General features: G+C 33.3%; 12 protein-coding genes. 10 read left to right on the top strand and 2 right to left on the bottom strand.

What is annotated here, in order from left to right:
* Window positions 1-26 precede the first annotated feature (26 nt).
* Window positions 27-1091: a hypothetical protein gene (locus tag AAC069_RS17085; RefSeq protein ID WP_091087619.1), complete on the bottom strand. Its 1065-nt coding sequence runs from the start codon at window positions 1089-1091 to the stop codon at window positions 27-29.
* 340 nt (window positions 1092-1431) lie between these two features.
* On the opposite strand from AAC069_RS17085, the gene AAC069_RS17080 reads away from it, so the two are divergent.
* The 8 genes from AAC069_RS17080 (at window position 1432) to AAC069_RS17045 (ending at window position 15771) form a co-directional block, all read left to right on the top strand.
* A complete protein-coding gene (locus AAC069_RS17080) occupies window positions 1432-3261 on the top strand; it encodes a PAS domain-containing protein (protein ID WP_339921644.1) in 1830 nt (609 codons plus the stop codon).
* Window positions 3251-3643, top strand: coding sequence for a response regulator (locus AAC069_RS17075; RefSeq protein WP_339921643.1), 393 nt, complete (start codon window positions 3251-3253; stop codon window positions 3641-3643). Before AAC069_RS17080 ends, AAC069_RS17075 begins: the two co-directional genes overlap by 11 nt.
* Before the next feature lie 72 nt (window positions 3644-3715).
* Window positions 3716-4630, top strand: coding sequence for an ATP-binding cassette domain-containing protein (locus AAC069_RS17070; RefSeq protein WP_339921642.1), 915 nt, complete (start codon window positions 3716-3718; stop codon window positions 4628-4630).
* Window positions 4631-4634: 4 nt separating this feature from the next.
* Window positions 4635-5471: an ABC transporter permease gene (locus AAC069_RS17065; protein ID WP_339921641.1), complete on the top strand. Its 837-nt coding sequence runs from the start codon at window positions 4635-4637 to the stop codon at window positions 5469-5471.
* Window positions 5472-5540: 69 nt separating this feature from the next.
* Window positions 5541-6302, top strand: a complete 762-nt coding sequence (locus AAC069_RS17060) for a choice-of-anchor L domain-containing protein (protein WP_339921640.1) — start codon at window positions 5541-5543, stop codon at window positions 6300-6302.
* A 63-nt stretch (window positions 6303-6365) separates the two neighbouring features.
* Window positions 6366-7823: a T9SS type B sorting domain-containing protein gene (locus tag AAC069_RS17055; protein ID WP_339921639.1), complete on the top strand. Its 1458-nt coding sequence runs from the start codon at window positions 6366-6368 to the stop codon at window positions 7821-7823.
* 24 nt (window positions 7824-7847) lie between these two features.
* Window positions 7848-12905: a T9SS type B sorting domain-containing protein gene (locus AAC069_RS17050; protein ID WP_339921638.1), complete on the top strand. Its 5058-nt coding sequence runs from the start codon at window positions 7848-7850 to the stop codon at window positions 12903-12905.
* An 82-nt stretch (window positions 12906-12987) separates the two neighbouring features.
* Complete coding sequence (locus tag AAC069_RS17045) at window positions 12988-15771, top strand: T9SS type B sorting domain-containing protein (RefSeq protein WP_339921637.1); 2784 nt, start codon at window positions 12988-12990, stop codon at window positions 15769-15771.
* Between the two features lie 85 nt (window positions 15772-15856).
* Here AAC069_RS17045 and typA read toward each other — a convergent pair whose 3' ends face one another.
* On the bottom strand, window positions 15857-17653 hold the full coding sequence (gene typA, locus AAC069_RS17040) for a translational GTPase TypA (RefSeq protein WP_091087641.1): 1797 nt from the start codon (window positions 17651-17653) through the stop codon (window positions 15857-15859).
* Window positions 17654-17812: 159 nt separating this feature from the next.
* Here typA and AAC069_RS17035 point away from each other — a divergent pair, with 159 nt between their 5' ends.
* Window positions 17813-19525, top strand: coding sequence for a PAS domain-containing protein (locus tag AAC069_RS17035; RefSeq protein WP_339921636.1), 1713 nt, complete (start codon window positions 17813-17815; stop codon window positions 19523-19525).
* A 4-nt stretch (window positions 19526-19529) separates the two neighbouring features.
* Window positions 19530-19940, top strand: a complete 411-nt coding sequence (locus tag AAC069_RS17030) for a response regulator (protein ID WP_339921635.1) — start codon at window positions 19530-19532, stop codon at window positions 19938-19940.
* The last annotated feature ends 1149 nt before the right edge of the window (window positions 19941-21089 follow it).

Genomic DNA, 21089 nt, shown 5'->3' with positions numbered 1-21089 from the left:
TAACAATAAAGAATTTTAATTATAGATTAAAACCCAGGTTTAAATAAATTGGCGTTTTTATAGTTTCTGGTAACAAATCGGAAGGCGGCTGTTAAAACATTTCCCATCCTTTTAGCATTTTTAAAATTCAAATCATTTGTAAATACAAACAAATCATTCTTTAGTCGCTGTACATGTTCATCAGGGGCAATGAGGTCATTTCCCATAATCTTCAATAATCGTTTAATACGTGTTTCTGCCGAAAGGATCCTTTTAGCTAATACCGCACGTTCTTCATTTTTATATTGTTCAATGGAGCTATCCTGCAATTTATCCTTGACTAATTTTACCATAGGATAATTCTCTTTAAAGAATTGTGGCCTATAAATTTTGAAATTCCCCTCATAACATTGCTGGTCAAAATCAATAGGGCGAATTCTATAGACTACCTGATCAAAATCGTGAATTGGCACAATTACATAGTTGTACGCCCTCATATCTCCTAAAAGACGTATCATACAACGTTCATTAAACTTTACAAATTCCTTTGCTATCTGTGCTTTTTCGGTTTCACTACAATCTTCCAAAAGTGTTTTTATAAATACATCTCCTGGAATTCCCATAATATGTTCTTCAATTAATGTATCTTCATATACTAAGAAATTGATTTTGTCAGGAGATAAAATGTGCTCTAACTCTAGTCCATATACACGCGAAGCATCTGCTTTTTTTACATAAAAATGAGTGTAATTATCATTTAATATGTTTCTAACTTTTATTCGAAAAGGTTTAGAATTCCCAAAAGTGCAATAATCGATTGAATCTACATTCAAAAACTTAATAATATCTAAATTACCATCAGAATGCAAAAGCGAATAAATCTTTTTTAAAGTAAGATCAATTTCCATTCTTTCAAATTCATTATAATAAACCCTTATCCATAAGGTATCTACCTCCTGCTTATCATAAACGTTTATCGCTCCTGAGAAACGCAACAAATCATCATAAACTACGGGAACTTTCGAGATTCGATCAAAACGACCTAAATAATCAAAAAGGGCATTATTTATAGGATAGGATGGTTTTTTAAACAGTACTTCAGAATCGCTCATTAGGGGTGTATTTAATGCAAATTTACATCAATTTATAAGTAAAAGATAATAAAACGCAAACTTCTTAACTTTTGACAAGCCTAAGAGACCCGTTTCCAAGTATTTAAAAATTAAAACTAGTATCCACTGTCTCAACATACTAGCGTAAGAAAAATTTTATCCTGTACTTTTTAAAACATTCTACGATAATAAAAAAAATCACTGACCTACAACTACTTACCATTTAAGCAATCGTCTAACCCGAAAATATTACCAATTTAATTACTAAAAAAAACAGTAGGGAATATATTTATTCTACATTTGAAAGCCCCCAAGGCTAAATCGATACTCTAAACCTACTATGATAAACCAACATGATATTTATGTTAAAGCAGCTGCGTCTGCTAAAATCGGTATATGGAAAATAGACATCAAAGCCAATACCGTTTATTGGGACGCTGTCACAAAAAGCATTCTTGAGGTTTCTCAAGATTTTGAACCAATAAGAGGATATGCAATCAATTTCTTTTCGGAGGGCGAAGTAAGAACTCGATTCGAAAAAAACATAAAAAAAGCAGTTGAAGAAGGGCTTCCATTTGACGAAAAATTCCAAATTACAACAGCCAAAAACAATCCCAAATATGTCGAATGTGTTTGCCAAGTCGAATTCGAAAACGGCGAACCAATTCATTTAATAGGTACTTTTCAGGATATTACAAAAGAACAAAACCTGATTCATAAACTAGAATTAAGCGTAGAAAAATTCTCCTCTATCTTTTCTAGTGCAAATGATGCCATCATCATTATTGACTCATCAACTGGAATAATTACAGACTGCAATTCAAGAGTATATGAACTCACTGGCTATGACCCTGCTGAATTATTAGGCCTTCATAATTCAGAACTATTCCCAATTGATAAAAGAAAAGGAATTAGACGATTTCTTGCAAATCAATTAAAAAACGATATCCACTTCGTTAATGAAACCTACTTAAAAACAAAGACAGAATCTAATATTCCAGTGGAAGTTGCCTCAGGCAAGAAGTTTATTGTAGACAATCACACCTATCTGGTTTGTTTTTTTAGAAATATAAGTGACCGCAAAAATGTAGAAGCTAATTTAAACATGCTATCTCTTGCAGCTTCTGAAACTACTGACACCATTGTCATTGCTAATGCACAGGGAAAAGCAATTTGGGCTAACAAGGCCTATTTAGAATTGACAGGTTTTAGCTTAGAAGAAGTACTAGACCAGCGACCTGGCTATATGTCTAAAGGCCCAGAGACAGATCCTGAAGCCACTGCCAAAATGCGAAAAGCTATTCAGAATAAAGAAAGTATAAAAATTACGATTCTGAATTACAATAAAAAGAAAAAAAAATATTGGTTTGAATTAAATATCACAACCGTATTTGATAACGAAAATAATTTTATAAACTTTGTTGGTGTAGGACGGGATGTTACTCAAAGGATAGAAAAAGAGATTGAACTTAAAAATCTCTTAGAAGTAACAAGTCAACAAAATAGTAAATTATATAATTTTGCACACATTGTTTCCCATAATATTAGATCACATTCCAGCAATTTAGAAATGGTTGTCGATATCATTGAGGATTCGAAAACTATAGACGAAAAACTTTCTTACTTTGATCTATTTAAAGAAGGGACTGCAAAACTTTCTGAAACGATCGAATATTTAAACGAAATAATAACTATTCAGCAAAAAACAAACGTTGAAAAAATCACGATTTCTTTAAAAGACGAAATAGAAAAGACAAAAATGGCCTTGCGATTGGCTATTAAAGAAAGTGAAATATCAATTATCGACACTATTCCTGACAATTTAATGGTGAAGGTAGTCCCCGCTTATCTAGATAGCATTTTACTTAACTTATTCACCAATGCTATAAAATACAAATCGCCAAAACGGAAAGCTTTTCTTGAAATCAATTACGAAATTAATGAATCCCAAACTATTATTAGCTTTAAGGACAATGGACTAGGATTAGATTTAAAGAAAAACGGCCATAAATTATTTGGAATGTACAAAACGTTCCATGGCAACGAAGATGCAAAAGGAATAGGATTATATATAACTAAGAACCAAATAGAGGCCATGGACGGGAAGATTGAAGTAGAAAGTAAATTAGACTGTGGCTCTACTTTTAAAATTTTTATAAATGAAAAATAAAACAACCTATATAATCGATGACGACAAATTGTCGATTAAATTAATGAGTATGTTGATTTCAAAAAATAAATTTTGTGAAGAAATAGTATCTTTTCACAATTCTCAAATTGCATTAAATCAGTTGGCTAAAAACTGTGATAAGCCCTCAAGTTTACCTGACGTCATCTTGCTTGATTTAAATATGCCTATTTTAGATGGATGGCAATTCCTTGATGAATTTGTAAAATTACCCATTAAGAAAGAAATCGCCATTTTTATTGTCACCTCTTCCATTGACCCCTCTGATATTGAAATGGTAAAGAAATATGACATTGTAAAAAGTTATATCATGAAACCAATTACCGCTCAAAAATTAGAAGAAGCAACCCTATTAATTGGTTAAGAAACTAATTTTGCTATCACGGTAACAATTCGTTAATTTGTTCGTCCTATAGATAATATAAAAACGAACATTTTGGAAACCATCCTTTCTATTAAAAATCTCAGCAAACGCTACGGAAGCGTACAAGCCTTAAAAGATATTTCCTTCGAAATAAAAAAAGGTCACGTTTATGGTATTCTAGGACCAAACGGAAGCGGAAAATCAACAACCCTTGGAATTGTTTTAAATGTGGTCAATAAAACCTCAGGGGAATACAGCTGGTTTGGCGGAAAAATGGAAACCCACGATGCTTTGAAAAAAGTAGGAGCAATTATCGAAAGGCCTAATTTCTATCCTTATATGACAGCACAAGAAAACCTGAGGCTAGTTTGTAAAATAAAGGATATCAGTTATGCTAAAATTCAGGAAAAACTACAACTTGTAGGTTTAGACGAAAGAAAAGACAGTAAATTCAGCACCTTTTCTTTAGGAATGAAACAACGTTTAGCGATTGCCTCTGCCCTATTAAATGATCCAGAAATATTGATTTTAGATGAGCCTACTAACGGCTTAGACCCTCAGGGAATTCATCAAATTAGAGATATTATAAAACAGATTGCATCGCAAGGAACTACTATTTTACTTGCCTCTCATTTATTAGATGAAGTCGAAAAAGTGTGTACACATGTTTTAGTGTTAAGAAAAGGACTCGTTCTCTATTCCGGAAGTGTACATGGCATGTCTTCCAATGAAGGTTTCTTTGAACTGCAAGCAGAAGATTCTGAAAACTTAATCCAAACTTTACGCACACATCCCGCTATTGAGAGTATTAAGCAAGAGGACGAAAAGGTTTTTGTATATCTAAAAAGTCCCTTAGAAGCCGCCGCTTTAAATAAATTTCTTTGCGAAAAAAATATTAATCTAAGTCATTTGGTAAAACGCAAACACAGTTTGGAAGAGCAATTTTTAGAATTGACAAAAAATGCTTCACCAACACTTAAAAACTAAAAAAATGAAAAGATTATTATCGATTGAATTGCAAAAAATATGGATGAACAAAGCTAGTCGAGTTTTGACGTTGACCTATTTCATTCTACTTTCCTTTATAGCAATGATTGCTTCTATAAAATTTGATATTGGTTTTTTTAAAATTCATCTTGCTGAAATGGGTATATTTAATTTCCCCTTTATTTATCACTTCAACACTTATATTGCAGCAGTTTTAAAATTATTTTTAGCCATTGTTATCGTTTCCATGATGGCTAATGAGTATAGTTACGGTACTTTAAAACAAAACTTAATTGACGGTTTGAGTAAAAAAGAGTTCATTTTGTCTAAATTTTTGACGGTGCTGTTATTTTCTTTTTGTTCTACCGTTTTTGTATTTCTTATGTCTTTAATTCTAGGCTACCTCTTTTCCTCGTATACAGAGCTATCTGTAGTCTTTTCTGAAATGGAATACCTAGTGGCATTCTTTGTCAAATTAGTTGGCTTTTTCTCTTTTTGTTTGTTTTTAGGAATACTAGTAAAGCGATCTGCATTTGCCCTTGGGTTTCTATTGGTATGGAATATCATAGAAGGAATAGCAAAAGGAATTTTAGTTTTTAAAATATTTCCTGATAATAAAATAGCGGATTATATAACTCAACTTTTTCCACTAGAGTCGATGTCTAACCTGATAATTGAGCCTTTTTCCAGATTATCGGTGATAAAAAATATAGGAACACAAATTGGAGTAGACAGTGTAAAAGATTACAGTGTTCATTTTTCTTCACTTTTAATAGTGTTGTCATGGTCAATTATCTTTATGTTATTATCATACAAGTTATTAAAAAACAGAGATTTATAGTACCTTTACAAGTGTATGAAGTCTTTAAAAACAATATTACTTTGTGTTTTTCTTTGTTGTTTTCCCATTATGGGAAAGGCTCAGTCATTTACTGTAAACGATACTTATACTGCACAAAATCTTGTAGACATACTGACAAACAACAGTACATGCGCTACTACTTCAAATTCTAATGCGTCAGGAGACACCTTTTCAGGAACAAAAAACAGTTATAGTTATTTCAATTCAGGACCAAGTGGCTTTCCCTTTGCCGAAGGTGTGCTTTTGAGCACTTGGAGCAGTGCTAACTCAGTTGGGCCATTTTTTAGAAATTCCGGAGGTGGTGGTAAATTATGGTTAGGCGATGCTGATCTAAATCAAGCAATAAATATTAAATCGATAAATGCAACTGTTTTAGAATTTGATTTCATACCCTTGACCAACTTCATTAGTTTCAATTATATTTTCGCTTCAAATGAATATCAAGACGCTTTCCCTTGCGAATATTCCGATGGATTTGCATTTTTAATAAAAGAAAAAGGAAGTACTGGTAGTTACAAAAATTTGGCCGTAATTCCTGGGTCTTCTACCCCAGTCTCATCTACAAACATACATCCCGCTATCAGCTATACAAATCCTACTTCAGGAGCTACTAAATCCTGCGCTGCAATAAATGAAAACTATTTTGGGCAACTAAATACTAGTATACCTAATTCAAGCCCTATAAATTATAGTGGACAAACAAAAGTAATGACCGCAGAAACAATTGTTACTGCAGGAACTTTATATCATATCAAATTGGTAATCGCAGATGATGAGTTTGAATATTTCGACTCCGCTGTTTTCCTTTAAGCTGGTAGTTTTGTATCTAAAATAGATTTAGGCGCAGATAGGTTACTGGCCACAAATAACGGTGTGTGTTTTGGCGAAAATTACATTATAGATACTAAACTACCTACAACTTATAGTTATAAGTGGTATAAAAACAATACATTAATCGCTGGTGAAGTAAACCCATCGTATACCGTTAAAGATTCCGGAACTTACAAAGTTGAAATCACGCTAAACCCCACAACGTGCACCGCGACGAATGAAATAAAAATTGAATACACTCCTGAAATTGTATTGAACAATACAACTTTGGTGCAATGCGATGACAATGGAGACGGAGTTTCCTTTTTTGACTTAACTAAAGTAGATGCTCAAATCAAGAATAATGATTCTTCTTTAAGTCCGATTGTTTATTATGAATCATTGGCAGAAGCCACAGGCTCAGTAAACGCGATTACAAATTCGACATCGTATGCTAACAAATCCCAAAATCAAATCCTGTACGCAAGAGTTACCAATTCTTACGGTTGTGTAAATTATGCTGAACTAACACTCCAAATTTCTAATAAAATTATTGGGCCATTAAATCCATTTATGACCTGCGATGTAGATACCACTCAAGATGGCTTATCTATTTTTGATTTAAATGCAGAAATAACGCCAACGGTTTTAAATGGACTGCCGAATGGATTAAATGTAGAATACTATTTGAATACAGCTGACGCTCTTTCAAAAAAGAATGTAATTCCAAATGTATTTAAAAACACGACTCCCTATCAACAAATTATTTATGCAAAAATTATAAACGGCCCCGACTGTTATGCCATTACCCCTATTACACTGATTATAGATACTTTTATTCCTCCAAATTTCCAAGATTCAAACTCAAGTTTATGTAACGGGAATACGATAAATATATCAGTCGCTACGGGGTTCACCAGCTACTTATGGAATACTGGCGAAACAACAAATTCAATTGCAGTAGCTGCTGCCGGAGACTATGCCGTTACAGTTACCAATTCAAACGGATGTTTAGCAACTAAAAGGTTTTATATAACTGCTTCGGGAATCGCGACCATAAACAGAACTACGATAAATGATTTCGCAGGAAATGAAAATTCAGTGTTAATAGAATATACAGGTCCAGGAGATTACGAATTTTCAATTGATGGTTCCTATTTTCAGGATAATCCACAATTTGAAGGCGTAGCCGCAGGAACCTATATCGCCTATGCAAGAGATAAAAATGGTTGTGGTATATCAACTCCTTTTGTCTTCTATGTATTAGATTATCCTAGATATTTCACCCCTAACGGAGATGGCTATAATGATCATTGGAATATTGAAAACCTAGATCTATTACCAAAATCCACGATAACCATATTTAATCGCTATGGAAAATTATTAAAAGAAATAAGTCCTACAAGCGTGGGATGGAATGGTACATTCAATGGACATCCATTAACTGCTGATGATTATTGGTTTAATTTAACGTTTGAAGATGGAAAAATCATAAAAGGCCATTTTTCTTTAAAGAGATAATACTTATTTCCCTATTTTTAGCCCATGAAAAAAACTTTACTTATTTTCTTTACTTTTTTATCAATAAGCTGTTTCTCCCAGTTTAGTAAAACACATTATATACCGCCAATTACTGCTCAAAATAATTTGGTAGGAGATCATTATTTGTATATTTCGACACCAAGTACTACCAACGTTAACTTCAAGATCATTGAGAATGGAGGCGCTGTAATTTCAGGCACTGTCAACAATACTGCTCCCTTTGTATATTATATTGGCCAGGGAAATAATTCTCAATTATTTACCCCAAAAACAACAATTGGAACAATTCAAAATAAAGGTTACATTATAGAATCCGAAAATTTAATTTATGCTAGTGTCAGAGTAAACTCCGGCTTAAATATCAACGGAACGTATAATCATGCTGGAGGTCTAGTCTCTAAAGGGAAAAGTGCTTTAGGGAAAGTATTTAGATTAGGTGCAATGTTGAATCCATTATACGATACGTCTCTGCTAAATTTCGCTTCCATTATTTCAACTGAAAACAGCACTAGAGTAACTATTTCAAACATTCCTGTTGGCACTGTTTTAACTGACGGAACTACAATTACCGGTCCTATTTCAATACTGCTAAATAAAAATGAAAGTTATGTTTTAGCTTTAGAAAACTATTCGAATACAACTTCTAATAGCTCTAAAATGATAGGCGCTCTTGTAGAGTCTGATAAACCTATAGCTGTAAATTCAGGCTCATTTGGAGGAAGCAATAATACAATAGTTACAGGAGCAGCTCCAATGGGAACTGGCCGCGACGTAGGGTTTGATCAAATTGTGCCATTAGAAAAAACAGGTAAGGAATATATATTTGTAAGAGGGAATGGGACTGATGAATTAGAAAGTATAATTTTAGTTGCTCATAGCGATAATACTCAAATATTTACTAATGGAAATTCAACTCCTATTGCAACAATTAACGCTGGAAGCTATTATGTTCTAAATGGTAGTAATTTCGTTAATGGAAACTTATATGTAAATTCATCTGAGAACTTATTTGCCTATCAATGTATAGGAGGCACTGCCGCACCAGCTAATCAAAACTTATTTTTTGTACCGCCAATAAACTGCTCAACACCAAACATTGTTGACAACATACCTTTAATCGAATCAATAGGAAATATAACCTATAATGGAGGACTAAACATAGTAACAGAAACTGGCGCATCAGTTTCAATCAATGGCAGGCCAATTGCAACAACAGCCGTTTCAATAGCTGGAAATCTAAATTTCGAAAGATATACCATAAATGGTCTTTCCGGTAATATTACCGTTAAATCCACGAAACAAGTCTATGTTTCTTATTTTGGAACTAATGGGGCAGCAACTTATGGGGGTTATTATTCTGGTTTTGATACTAAGCCTGAAATCGTGACTGATAATTTAGCCATAAATAGCACAAACTGCATCCCAAATGTAAACCTAAATATTAGTACTTTTTCTTCCTATGACACATTCCAATGGTATTTTAATGACATCCCAATTACAGGAGCAAATTCAAACTCATATACTCCTACTCAACCAGGTTATTATCAAGTAAAAGGTGGTATTCTAGGATGTGTAAGTAATGTATTTTCAGATAAAATACCCGTAAGTGACTGTGCATTAGATTCTGATAATGATGGAATAAATAACAATGTTGATATCGACAATGATAATGATGGGATTACAAATTGTACTGAGTCTTATGGTAATCTTGGAATCGACACCTCAAATCTAAGTAGCGGCATCATTAATAAAAATAATTATACCAACTCCTTTACTGGAGTACTAACTTCAAATCCTACTACAGCTACTTCCACTTTTACAGGCAAAACGAATGGAGATTTCACTACTGAGATCCCCGCTGGTAGTGGAAATTCCCTTACTTATCAGATGAATTTTACTAAACCAGTATCATTAGCGTTAGAGTACATTACAGTAGCAAACAGTAGTGACTTGCTAAATTCTAATTCCGAATTTATTTTAAAATCACCCACTAATAAAACTATTACAGTATTAAACCCAAATAATCAACTCTTAATTGACACTAATTATGATGGGATTTTTGAAAGTAATATAACCGAGTTTTCTTCTTTCGAAATTCGATTTAGATTAAATAGCGCTGTACCATTAGCAGCTGGTACAGGTACATTTAGTTTTCGTTCTTTCATGACAGAATCAATTTCTTTTACACAGAAAAACTTATCTGATACAGAAATTAATAAAGCTTCATTTTCAATTGTTGCTACATGTATACCAAAAGACACTGATCTTGATGGAATACCTGACCAATTGGACCTTGACAGTGACAATGACGGAATTCCAGATACTGTCGAAGCACAAGGGGCAAATACTTTTATAGCCTATTCAGCTGTAGATATTAATAAAGATGGACTAAGTGATGCTTTCGGAACGGGGTTAAGTCCTGTTGACAGTGATAATGATGGAATAAAAGATTATCTGGATTTAGACAGTGATAATGATGGAATTTACGATTTAGTTGAATCTGGTTCTAATGCTCCTGACACCAATTTAGATGGAGTTATCGACGGCACTAATTTTGGAGCTAATGGTCTAGCAAACAACCTAGAAACCGTACCCGAAAGTGGCATCATTAACTATACCATTAGAGATACAGATAGCGATGGGATTAAAAATTATCTTGAATTAGACAGTGATAATGACTTGTGTTTTGATACTGTTGAAGCAGGATTTTTAGACCCTAATAATGATGGTTTGTTAGGAAACAGCCCTTTATCCGTTGACCCCATAAATGGCAAAGTAACTAGTGCTGCTGGCTATACGGCTCCAAACAGCCATTACATTACTGCTGCACCCATAGTTATTACAACACAACCTAGTGTTTCACCTACTTGTGAATTACAAAATGCAACAGTGACAGTAATAGATAATGGTGGTAACACGTACCAATGGCAACTATCCACAAATGGAACTACTTGGAGTCCAATAACAAATAACGCAACCTACTCCGGAACTACAACTAAAACTTTATTAATAACAAGTGTAAAAAATGCCATGAACGGATATAAATATCGTGTTCAACTAAATAAAGTTGGTAATTCTTGTGGTTTACTTTCAACTGACGCCACATTAATCGTTTACACTTTACCCGTTGTAAACAATGTAACGATCATTCAATGTGACGATGATTTAGACGCGGTAACAACATTCAATCTAACTGTGAAAAACAATGTGATTTCGAGTAATTATGTAAATGAAAGTTTCACATACTATACTTCTCTGTCGGGAGCTACAACTGCAAACTCGGCAGAATTAATAAGCAGTCCTTTAGCTTTTACCAATACAACTCCTGGTGTAATGAAAGTTTGGGCAAGAGTCAGGAATACTAACGGGTGCTTTAGTGTGGCTGAATTAACCTTGAAGGTCTTGGCTACGCAAATTCCAAATACATTCAAGCGAACGTATACAGAATGCGACGATTTCTTAGATCTAAACGGGAACAACAACTCAAACAATAATAAAAGAGATGGAGTCACTTCTTTTAACTTTAGTAGTGCTGCAACTGCTATAAAGGCTTTATTGCCAGTTGGAAATTATACTGTAACTTTTTATCGCAATCAAGCTGATGCCCTAGCAGAAATTAATATTATCACGAATATTTCAAATTACAGAAATATTGGTTATCAAAACACGCAAGAAATTTGGGGTAGAGTCGATAGTGATGTTGATAATGCATGTTATGGCCTTGGACCTTATGTCTCGCTTACTGTTGAAAAACTACCATTTGCAAATATTGTAACTATTCCTAGACAATGTGACGACAATCAGGATGGGATTTTCACTTTTAACACGGCAAATCTTGAATCCACATTGCTAAATGGACAAACCAACATTACAACTACCTATTTTGATTCAAATAATAATCCTTTACCAAGTCCATTCCCTACCACATTTTCAACGACTTCGCAAACCATAAAAGCGGTCGTGACCAATAATTCGACATTAAAATGTTATGACGACACTCTAATAAAATTTACAGTCGATGCATTACCACAAACTTTTTCAATACCTACTTCCTTAACGACAGTATGCGATGATGAGTTAAATCCCTTACTTCAAGACGGAAAATTTGCTTTCGACACAACAACTTTTGAAGGGACAATTCTAAAAGGACAAAGTGGGATGGTCGTTAAATACTTTGACCAAAATGGAAACCCATTGACTAGCCCATTACCAAATCCATTTCTTACTGGAACACAGAATATTAGAGTTACAGTTGAGAATACAGCAAACACATTATGTAAAGCGTCACTAACTATTCCTTTTATTGTTCACCCTTTGCCAAATATAAACTTAAATACAAATGGAAACGAGAATGAATTAGTATGCTCCAATCTTCCTACATTTTTTGTAAGGTTAGATGCCGCAATTCAGGATGGGACTTCTTCAAGCAATTACACCTATCAATGGACAAAAGACAATATAAATTTAACTACTGAAACGAAGGACTTTTTGAATGTTAATGCAGTAGGCTTATATACCGTAAATGTAACTAGTCCTTTTGGCTGCAGTAGAATACGAACGATCAAAGTCACCGCATCAGACATAGCACATCTTCAAAACATAACTGTCGTAGATTTAGCAAATACCAATACCGTTACTGTAAATGTTACTGGTCAAGGTAACTATGAATATAGTTTGGACGAACCGAACGGTCCATTTCAATTATCAAATTTCTTTGATAATGTAGCAGCCGGGATTCATGAAGTATACATAAATGATAGTAATGGCTGCGGAACTATAAGTAAAACAATAGCCGTTCTCGGATTACCTAAATTTTTCACTCCAAATGGAGACGGGTACAATGATTACTGGAATTTAAAAGGTGCAAATAAAGACTTTAATTCTACATCCTTAATCTATATTTTTGACCGTTATGGTAAACTGCTTAAAAAAATCAACCCCTCAGATCTTGGATGGGATGGTACATTTAATGGACACCCACTACCGTCAGATGACTATTGGTTTACAGTTAAGTTAGAGGATGGAAGGGAAGTAAAAGGACACTTTAGCTTAAAAAGATAAGTGAATTCACATATTTAACATGCAATAGTGATTTATTATTATTAATTCAATATTACTTAGAATTCACTACATTTGAGTTACTATGACAATCAGGGCTTTTTTTATTTTACTTTTCTCTATTATCCTAGCTCCAGCATATGCTCAAAAGGAAGCAGCGATATGGTATTTCGGATATGGTGCTGGTTTAGATTTTAATTCAGGAAGTCCTGTCTCTCTAACAAATGGAAGTTTAAATACCAGCGAAGGTTGCGCTAGCATTTCTGATAAAAACGGAAATTTACTTTTTTATACAGATGGCTCAACAGTATACAATAAAAGTCATCAAATAATGACTAATGGTTTTGGGTTACTGGGAAATCGATCTAGTACACAGTCTGCCATAATTGTCCCAAAACCCAGAAATCCTTATATTTATTATATTTTTACAGTAGATCAACCACTTCCTGAAAACCCTAATGGTACCATCGACAGGAACGATCCTCCTCCAAATCATGGTTTAAACTACTCTCAAGTTGACATGAGACTTAACAATGGTCTTGGAGACGTTGTTAACACTGAAAAAAATGTTCATCTAATCACTTATAACCCTAATAATAACGAAGAATTTAAATTTAAATGTTCTGAAAAAATAACTGCTGTTCAGCATGGAGATGGTATTTCTTTTTGGGTAATTACCCATTTTATAAATAATTTTTATTCATTTAAAATAAGTACTCAAGGAGTCGACACTGCGCCCGTAAAATCTACAACTACTCTTAACATACCTCTTGGCGGTTATCTGCCAAATTCTATAGGCTATTTAAAGGCTTCTCCAAATGGAAAAAAAATAGCCATAGCAAATACTGCAACAAGACGAACAAACGAAAGAGACCCAAAAGGAAATGAAGTACACAATACAGGAAATGTGTTACTCTTTGATTTTAATTCCGGAACAGGAGCTGTAAATAATGGAATAACATTATTAAATAATGCGAACCCATACGGTGTAGAATTTTCTTCAAAAACAAAAAAGTTATACGTAACGACAAATAATTTTAATTCAGAAGGAGTCTCCTCAGGAAGTTCCCTACTTCAGTTCGATTTACAAAATTCAAATATTCCAGGCTCAAATACACTTATAAATAATTCAAATAATGTGGCGGGAGCATTACAGCTTGCTATAGATGAAAAAATATACCGTGCGGGTTATCCTCTTTTTGCCGATGGCTTTAATAAATTATCCGTCATAAATAATCCTGAATTAGACGGAACAAGTAGTAACTACCTACAGAATGCAATTGATTTGAATTTCAAACTATCAAAACTGGGGCTACCCCCATTCATAACCTCACTATTTCTTTACTCCTTTGCGTATGAATTTAATTGTCTAGGAGACTCAACTCATTTTTTTATCAATACGGTAGAAACAGTAGATTCGGTTCTATGGAATTTTGGTGACGGGACTACGTCAACTGATTTAGATGCTTACCACACCTATCAAAACATTGGTGATTATACCGTTACTTTAACCAAAACAGTAAATGGTGAGACTAGGGAACCAATAGAAAAAACAATTACAATATATGAAGCCCCAGTTATTTCTGAGAACCCATATAAGCTCATACAATGTGACACACAAGATGCAAACCCAAAGGATGGACTATCAATCTTTAATCTCGATTTAGCTAGTGAACCCATTAGTCTTGGAAACACTGAATATGAGGTATTTTTCTATCATAGTATAGCTGAAGCTGAGAATGATCTAAATAATACCGAATCTATTCCACCTCTATACCAAAACAGTATTCCAGACGAAGTTGTATACGCTAAAGTCACCCAGCCAAATTCATCCTGTTATAAAATTGGGACCGTAATTTTACATGCCAATGAAAATAATTTATTACTCCCAGAACCCATGCATGAATGTGACTTAGGTGCTGGAAAGGCACTTTTCCAATTGGATTTAAAAAAGGAATCAATAAAAACCGAATTAAATCTTCCGTCAGGTGTGCGATTGCATTTTTATTCAAGTGAACAAAATGCTTCACATGGACTAAATGAATTAGAAGAGAAATATACTTCCGCTTCCAGAACACTTTATATTCGAGCTGAAAATGACGAAGGTTGCTACGGAACAGGTCAATTTGATATCATTGTAGAACCCACTCCAAAAATAAATACTTATGAGGAAAGGATTTTATGTGAAGGTCCAAATCCGACTATAGTTCTAGACTCCGGCGTAAAAGCTCCAGCACTAACTAGCGACTACACCTACTTATGGTCAACAGGGGAAAACACAGCCTCCATATCAGTATCAAAAGAAGGAGAGTATACTGTAGTAGTGAAAAACAATGTTGGATGTACAACGACACGAACCTGTAAAGTAACGATGTCTTACCTGGCAAAAATAAAAGATATCGAGGTTCATGATCTAGTACCTACAAATCATATTATAGTTAATTTAGAGAATCCTGACAATTATAGATACATGATTCGTTTTCAAAATGGTACGTCAACACCATTTCAAAATTCAGTCATATTCGAAAACGTACCTGGCGGCTTTCACGAATTAATAGTAGAAAACTTAAATGGTTGTGGTCAAGTAATTAAAAGTTTTTCAATATTAGAAGCGCCTAACTTTTTTACTCCTAACAACGATGGTTATAACGACTATTGGAATTTAAAAGGACTAAATACTACCTTTTATAAGAATGCAGTAATATACATTTTTGACCGTTACGGAAAATTCCTCAAACAATTAAGCCCTACGAGTCCTGGATGGGATGGTAACTATAACAAATCTACCCTCCCAGCAGATGATTATTGGTTTACTATTAAGTTAGAAGATGGTAGAGAAGCAAAGGGTCACTTTAGTTTAAAACGATAAATAGTCACCAGACTATTTCTTACTTTAAGTAGCAAGCAAAAAAAAGCCATTCTTTCGAATGGCTTTTTTATATAAAATAATAAAATTAGATTTTAAATCTTTTTCTATCTGTTTCAGTCAAATATATTTTTCTCAAACGAATCGATTTTGGAGTTACCTCTACATATTCATCTTTTTGAATGTATTCTAAAGCTTCTTCTAATGAGAAAATGATTGGAGGTATAATTCTCGCTTTATCATCATTTCCAGAAGAACGTACGTTAGATTGCTTTTTCTCTTTAGTTACGTTTACACACATATCATCAGCACGAGAGTTTTCTCCAATTACTTGACCTTCGTAGATTTCAGTACTTGGTTCAACGAAGAATTTACCACGATCTTGTAATTTATCGATAGAATAAGGAATCGCTTTTCCTTTTTCCATAGAAATTAATGATCCTTTGTTACGTCCAGCAATTGGTCCTTTAAAAGGTTCGTATCCTATGTAACGGTGTGACATAATCGCCTCACCAGCTGTAGCAGTAAGCAATTGATTACGTAATCCAATAATTCCACGAGATGGAATGTTGAATTTCACAATCATACGCTCCCCTTTAGTTTCCATAGAAAGCATTTCACCTTTACGCAAAGTAACGAATTCAACTGCTCTACCTGAAAGACTCTCTGGTAAATCAATAGTTAATTCTTCAATTGGCTCACATTTTTTACCATCAATTTCTTTGATAATAACTTGTGGTTGACCGATTTGCATTTCATACCCTTCTCTTCTCATTGTTTCAATAAGAACAGATAAGTGAAGTACACCACGACCAAAAACCATAAACTTATCAGCTGAATCAGTTTCACCTAATTTCATTGCTAAGTTTTTCTCTAATTCTTTTGTCAAACGGTCTCTAATATGACGAGAAGTTACAAATTTACCCTCTTTACCAAAGAAAGGAGAGTCATTAATTGTAAACAACATGCTCATTGTTGGCTCATCAATAGTAATTGTTTGTAATGCTTCAGGATTTTCAAAATCAGCGATTGTATCTCCAATTTCAAAACCTTCAACTCCAACAATTGCACAAATATCTCCAGCAATTACTTCTTGAACTTTTTTACGACCTAATCCTTCAAAAGTATGTAATTCTTTAATACGTGATTTTACTATAACGCCGTCTCTTTTACATAAAGATATTTGCATTCCTTCTTTCAAAACACCTCTTTCAAGACGACCAATAGCGATACGACCTGTAAAAGCAGAAAAGTCTAATGAAGTAATCAACATTTGAGGAGTTCCTTCAGAAACTTTAGGAGCTGGAACATTAGCAATAACCATATCTAATAACGCTTCAACATTATCAGTAACGTTTTCCCAATGGTCAGACATCCAGTTGTTCTTAGCAGAACCGTAAACAGTTGGAAAATCCAATTGTTCTTCAGTAGCTCCTAATTCAAACATTAAGTCAAATACTTTCTCATGAACTTCTTCAGGAGTACAGTTTTCTTTATCAACTTTATTGATTACAACGCATGGTTTCAAACCAAGGTCAAGTGCTTTTTGTAATACAAAACGTGTCTGTGGCATCGGTCCTTCAAAAGCATCTACAAGTAGACAAACTCCATCAGCCATATTCAATACTCTTTCTACCTCTCCACCGAAATCGGCGTGACCAGGAGTATCAATAATGTTGATTTTTGTTCCTTTGTATACTACCGAAACATTTTTAGAAGTAATGGTAATACCTCTTTCACGCTCTAAGTCGTTGTTATCAAGGATTAAGTCACCTGTGTTTTCGTTGTCACGAAATAACTGACAGTGATACATAATTTTATCAACCAAAGTTGTTTTACCGTGATCGACGTGGGCAATAATTGCAATGTTTCTAATAGATTCCATCTGTGATTTTTAATGGGTGCAAAGGTACACTTTATTTTGATATAAAAAATATTTATACAATAGTTTACATATTGTTAACGTTTTAGATATTAAAATTAAGTTAAAAAATAAGTAGATAAGGGTATTTTATAATTCATTATAATTAATTACATTTGAGTAATGAAAAGCAAATCCAACCAGTTAACTACCATTTATATACTAATAGCCGTCTTCGTGGCTATCGTTTTTCACAAGCTTTCTATACAATACTCTTACTTAGACAATTATCAACTTTACAATTTCTCGAAAGACCTCGTTTTAGTTTTTGTAACCGGCATCACCTTTAGATATATTCTATCTGCAAACGACAATAGAAACAAGGTTATTTTTGAAAAACTTAAGAAAACAAATGACGAAATTAAAGAATCGAATGAAAAATATGACATTGTTGCCAAGGCTACAAGTGATACCATTTGGGACTGGAAAATACAGGAAGACAACCTACTTTGGAGCAAAGGAATAAAAAGTGTTTTTGGTTACGACCAAGAACAAATTGGAGATAGTTCAAAATGGTGGTTTGACAACATACATCCTGAAGACAGCATTAAAATGTCTATTAAATTATATTCTTTTATTGAGCAAAAAACACAAAATTGGCAAGATGAATATCGCTTTAAATGTGCTGACAACACCTATAAATATGTACTTGACAGAGGTTTTCTTCTAAAAGACGCAAATGGCAAAGCCATTAGAATGATCGGAGCAATTCAAGACATCACAAAGCAAAAGGAAGAAGAACTACGACTAAAATTATTAGAAACAGTAATTGTTCAAACCAAAGACTCAATAATCATCACAGAAGCTAACTTTAACAAACGTAAATTACCAAAAATAGTTTATGTAAATCCTGCTTTTTCAATAATGACTGGCTACTCTTCTTTTGAAGTTATAGGAAAATCTCCAGATCTACTACGTGGAAGTAATTCCGATAAAAAGAACATTAAAAAGATAATAAGCGCTATAAAAAACAAAGAAGATAGTACAATAGAAATGATAGCTTATACCAAAAACGAAGAAGAGTTTTGGTTGCGATTTTCAATGATTCCTATTTATAATTCTGAAAATGACTTGACAAACTGGGTTTCCATACAAAGAGATGTTTCTGAAGAAAAAAAGCAAGAAAATGAAAAAGAACAACTCATGCGAGAATTAACTCAAAACAATAAGGATTTAAAGCAATTTTCATACATAACCTCTCACAATTTTAGAGCTCCACTATCTAACTTAACCGGTTTATTGAATTTACTCGAAGACATCCCCGTTACAAATCCAGAACTGCAAGAGATTTTAAACGGCTTCAACAAATCGACCCATCTATTAAACGAAACGATTAATGACCTGACAAAAGTAATGGTAATTAAGGACAACCCTTCCATTCAAAAAGAAGTAGTTATATTAAAAGAAGTATTTGAAAATATATTTAGCCAGCTCACTTTACAAATTAATACTCATCAACCAATCGTAACAATTGATTTTGAGAAAGCCCCCGTATTAGAGATCAATAAACCCTATATCGAGAGTATTTTATTGAACCTTTTGACTAATTCAATAAAATATAAATCAGAAAATAAAATACTAAAAATATCTGTCTCTACTTATGAACTTGAGAACTACACAAAATTAATTTTTGAGGACAATGGAATAGGAATCGACTTAGAAAGAAATCACGATAAAGTTTTCGGTCTCTACCAAAGGTTTCACAACTACCCAGATAGTAAAGGATTGGGGTTATACCTTGTAAAATCACAGGTCGAAGCTATGGGAGGCACTATCAGTATTGATAGCCAGGTCGACAAAGGAACTATTTTTACTTTAACATTCAAAAACAAATAATACAATGCTAGACTTAATTTTATGTGTCGATGACGATCCTATAACACTAATGTTATGCAAAAAAGTAATTTGCAAAACCACATTTTCAAATGAAATTATTACAGCGCAAAATGGTGAAGAAGCCCTCAAATATTTCGACTCAATCAAACTTAATGATACTGAATCCCAGAAACAACCTCAATTAATTTTTTTAGATTTGAACATGCCTGTGATGGGCGGGTGGGAATTCTTAGATTCTTTTTGTACTTCAAACTATTCTGCCTTTAACACCACTACAAAAGTGGTAATACTCTCGTCAACAATTGATCCTGAAGATTTAGAAAAAGCAAAAAAATATCCCATGGTAATTGACTTTTTATCAAAACCAATTACCCTTTCTATGCTAGATTACTTATCAAATAAAAAGCATAATTAAAAAAGATTAAGACCGTCTAAAGGCCTAAATTAAAGTAATATTATAATTTTTAAAATCTATAAAAAAGGAAAATTAATACTTTACTATTACAAATAAATACCATCTAACGATGGCATAATTATCAATTTACCCTTAGCTGAAATTAAAACTGAGCACTTCTATATTTTGTTTTATTTTAAAGCTGGAGCAACAAAATTTATGTCAAATAACAGCCAATTTACGACGATAGCATAGTCTAACCTATGTGTAGCTATAGATTGAAATTCATAGTTAAATCAACCGTATTAAGCAATTATTACCTCAAGGAAAAAGAATTATAGCACTCATACCTACAGCACCTTAAACTAACATTCTAGTTCCGAAACAAATAATAAAGGTCACTGATATACCAAAACCCAGTGATTGAATTAATGCTTTCGAAGGCAGCTAATACGGAAAAATTAGCACGGAATATTTACAAATTTCCATACAATTTACGAAACACTTCTCTCCTTTTTATATTTCATAAAATCAGAAACCATACCACGTCTAAGGCATATATATTCAAAAACTTACAAAAAAAATCAGAAGAAAATTAAATACAGACAGAAAGTCAAAGACTTAGAAAACAAAACAATAGAAAAACCTATGGCGAAAGCAAAAAGTAAACACTGTATCATTTGAATTTTATTCTAAAATCTAAAGAGCCAATAATCCCATACAATTATTAACGTAAACTATTTTAAAAAAAGTCAAATAAAAATAAGAGGGCTACAAAACAAGATCCATGGATGGAAAAAGTAAATCTATCGAGCTTCAGGTTATACAACACAATCTATCGATCAACTTAATTATTAACTAATATCAAACCATTTAGAAATACTATGACAAGAGATCTTTTAGTACTTCAGTGCAACCTTATAATGCTAAACAAAAGTGTTTATAATGGAATTTAGTAGTCTTAAGAATATTGAATTCCCTTTTCAAACAGAAAAATATATGCCATTTTCTAAACTTTACACCTACAACAGTTTCCCTTGACTTTCGCACAAACGAAAAAACCCTATTCAAATAGATGAATAGGGTTTATCAGGAACTTGATTCGTTTTGTAATTAGGTTAAAAACAAAAAACCCCGTTCGTTAGAACGGGGTTTTCAAAGAAAGGCGAC

The sequence above is a fragment of the uncultured Flavobacterium sp. genome (genome assembly GCF_963974175.1).
Classification (GTDB): domain Bacteria; phylum Bacteroidota; class Bacteroidia; order Flavobacteriales; family Flavobacteriaceae; genus Flavobacterium.
Note: the sequence above shows the minus strand (reverse complement) of the source record. Positions and strands in the feature narration are given on the sequence as shown.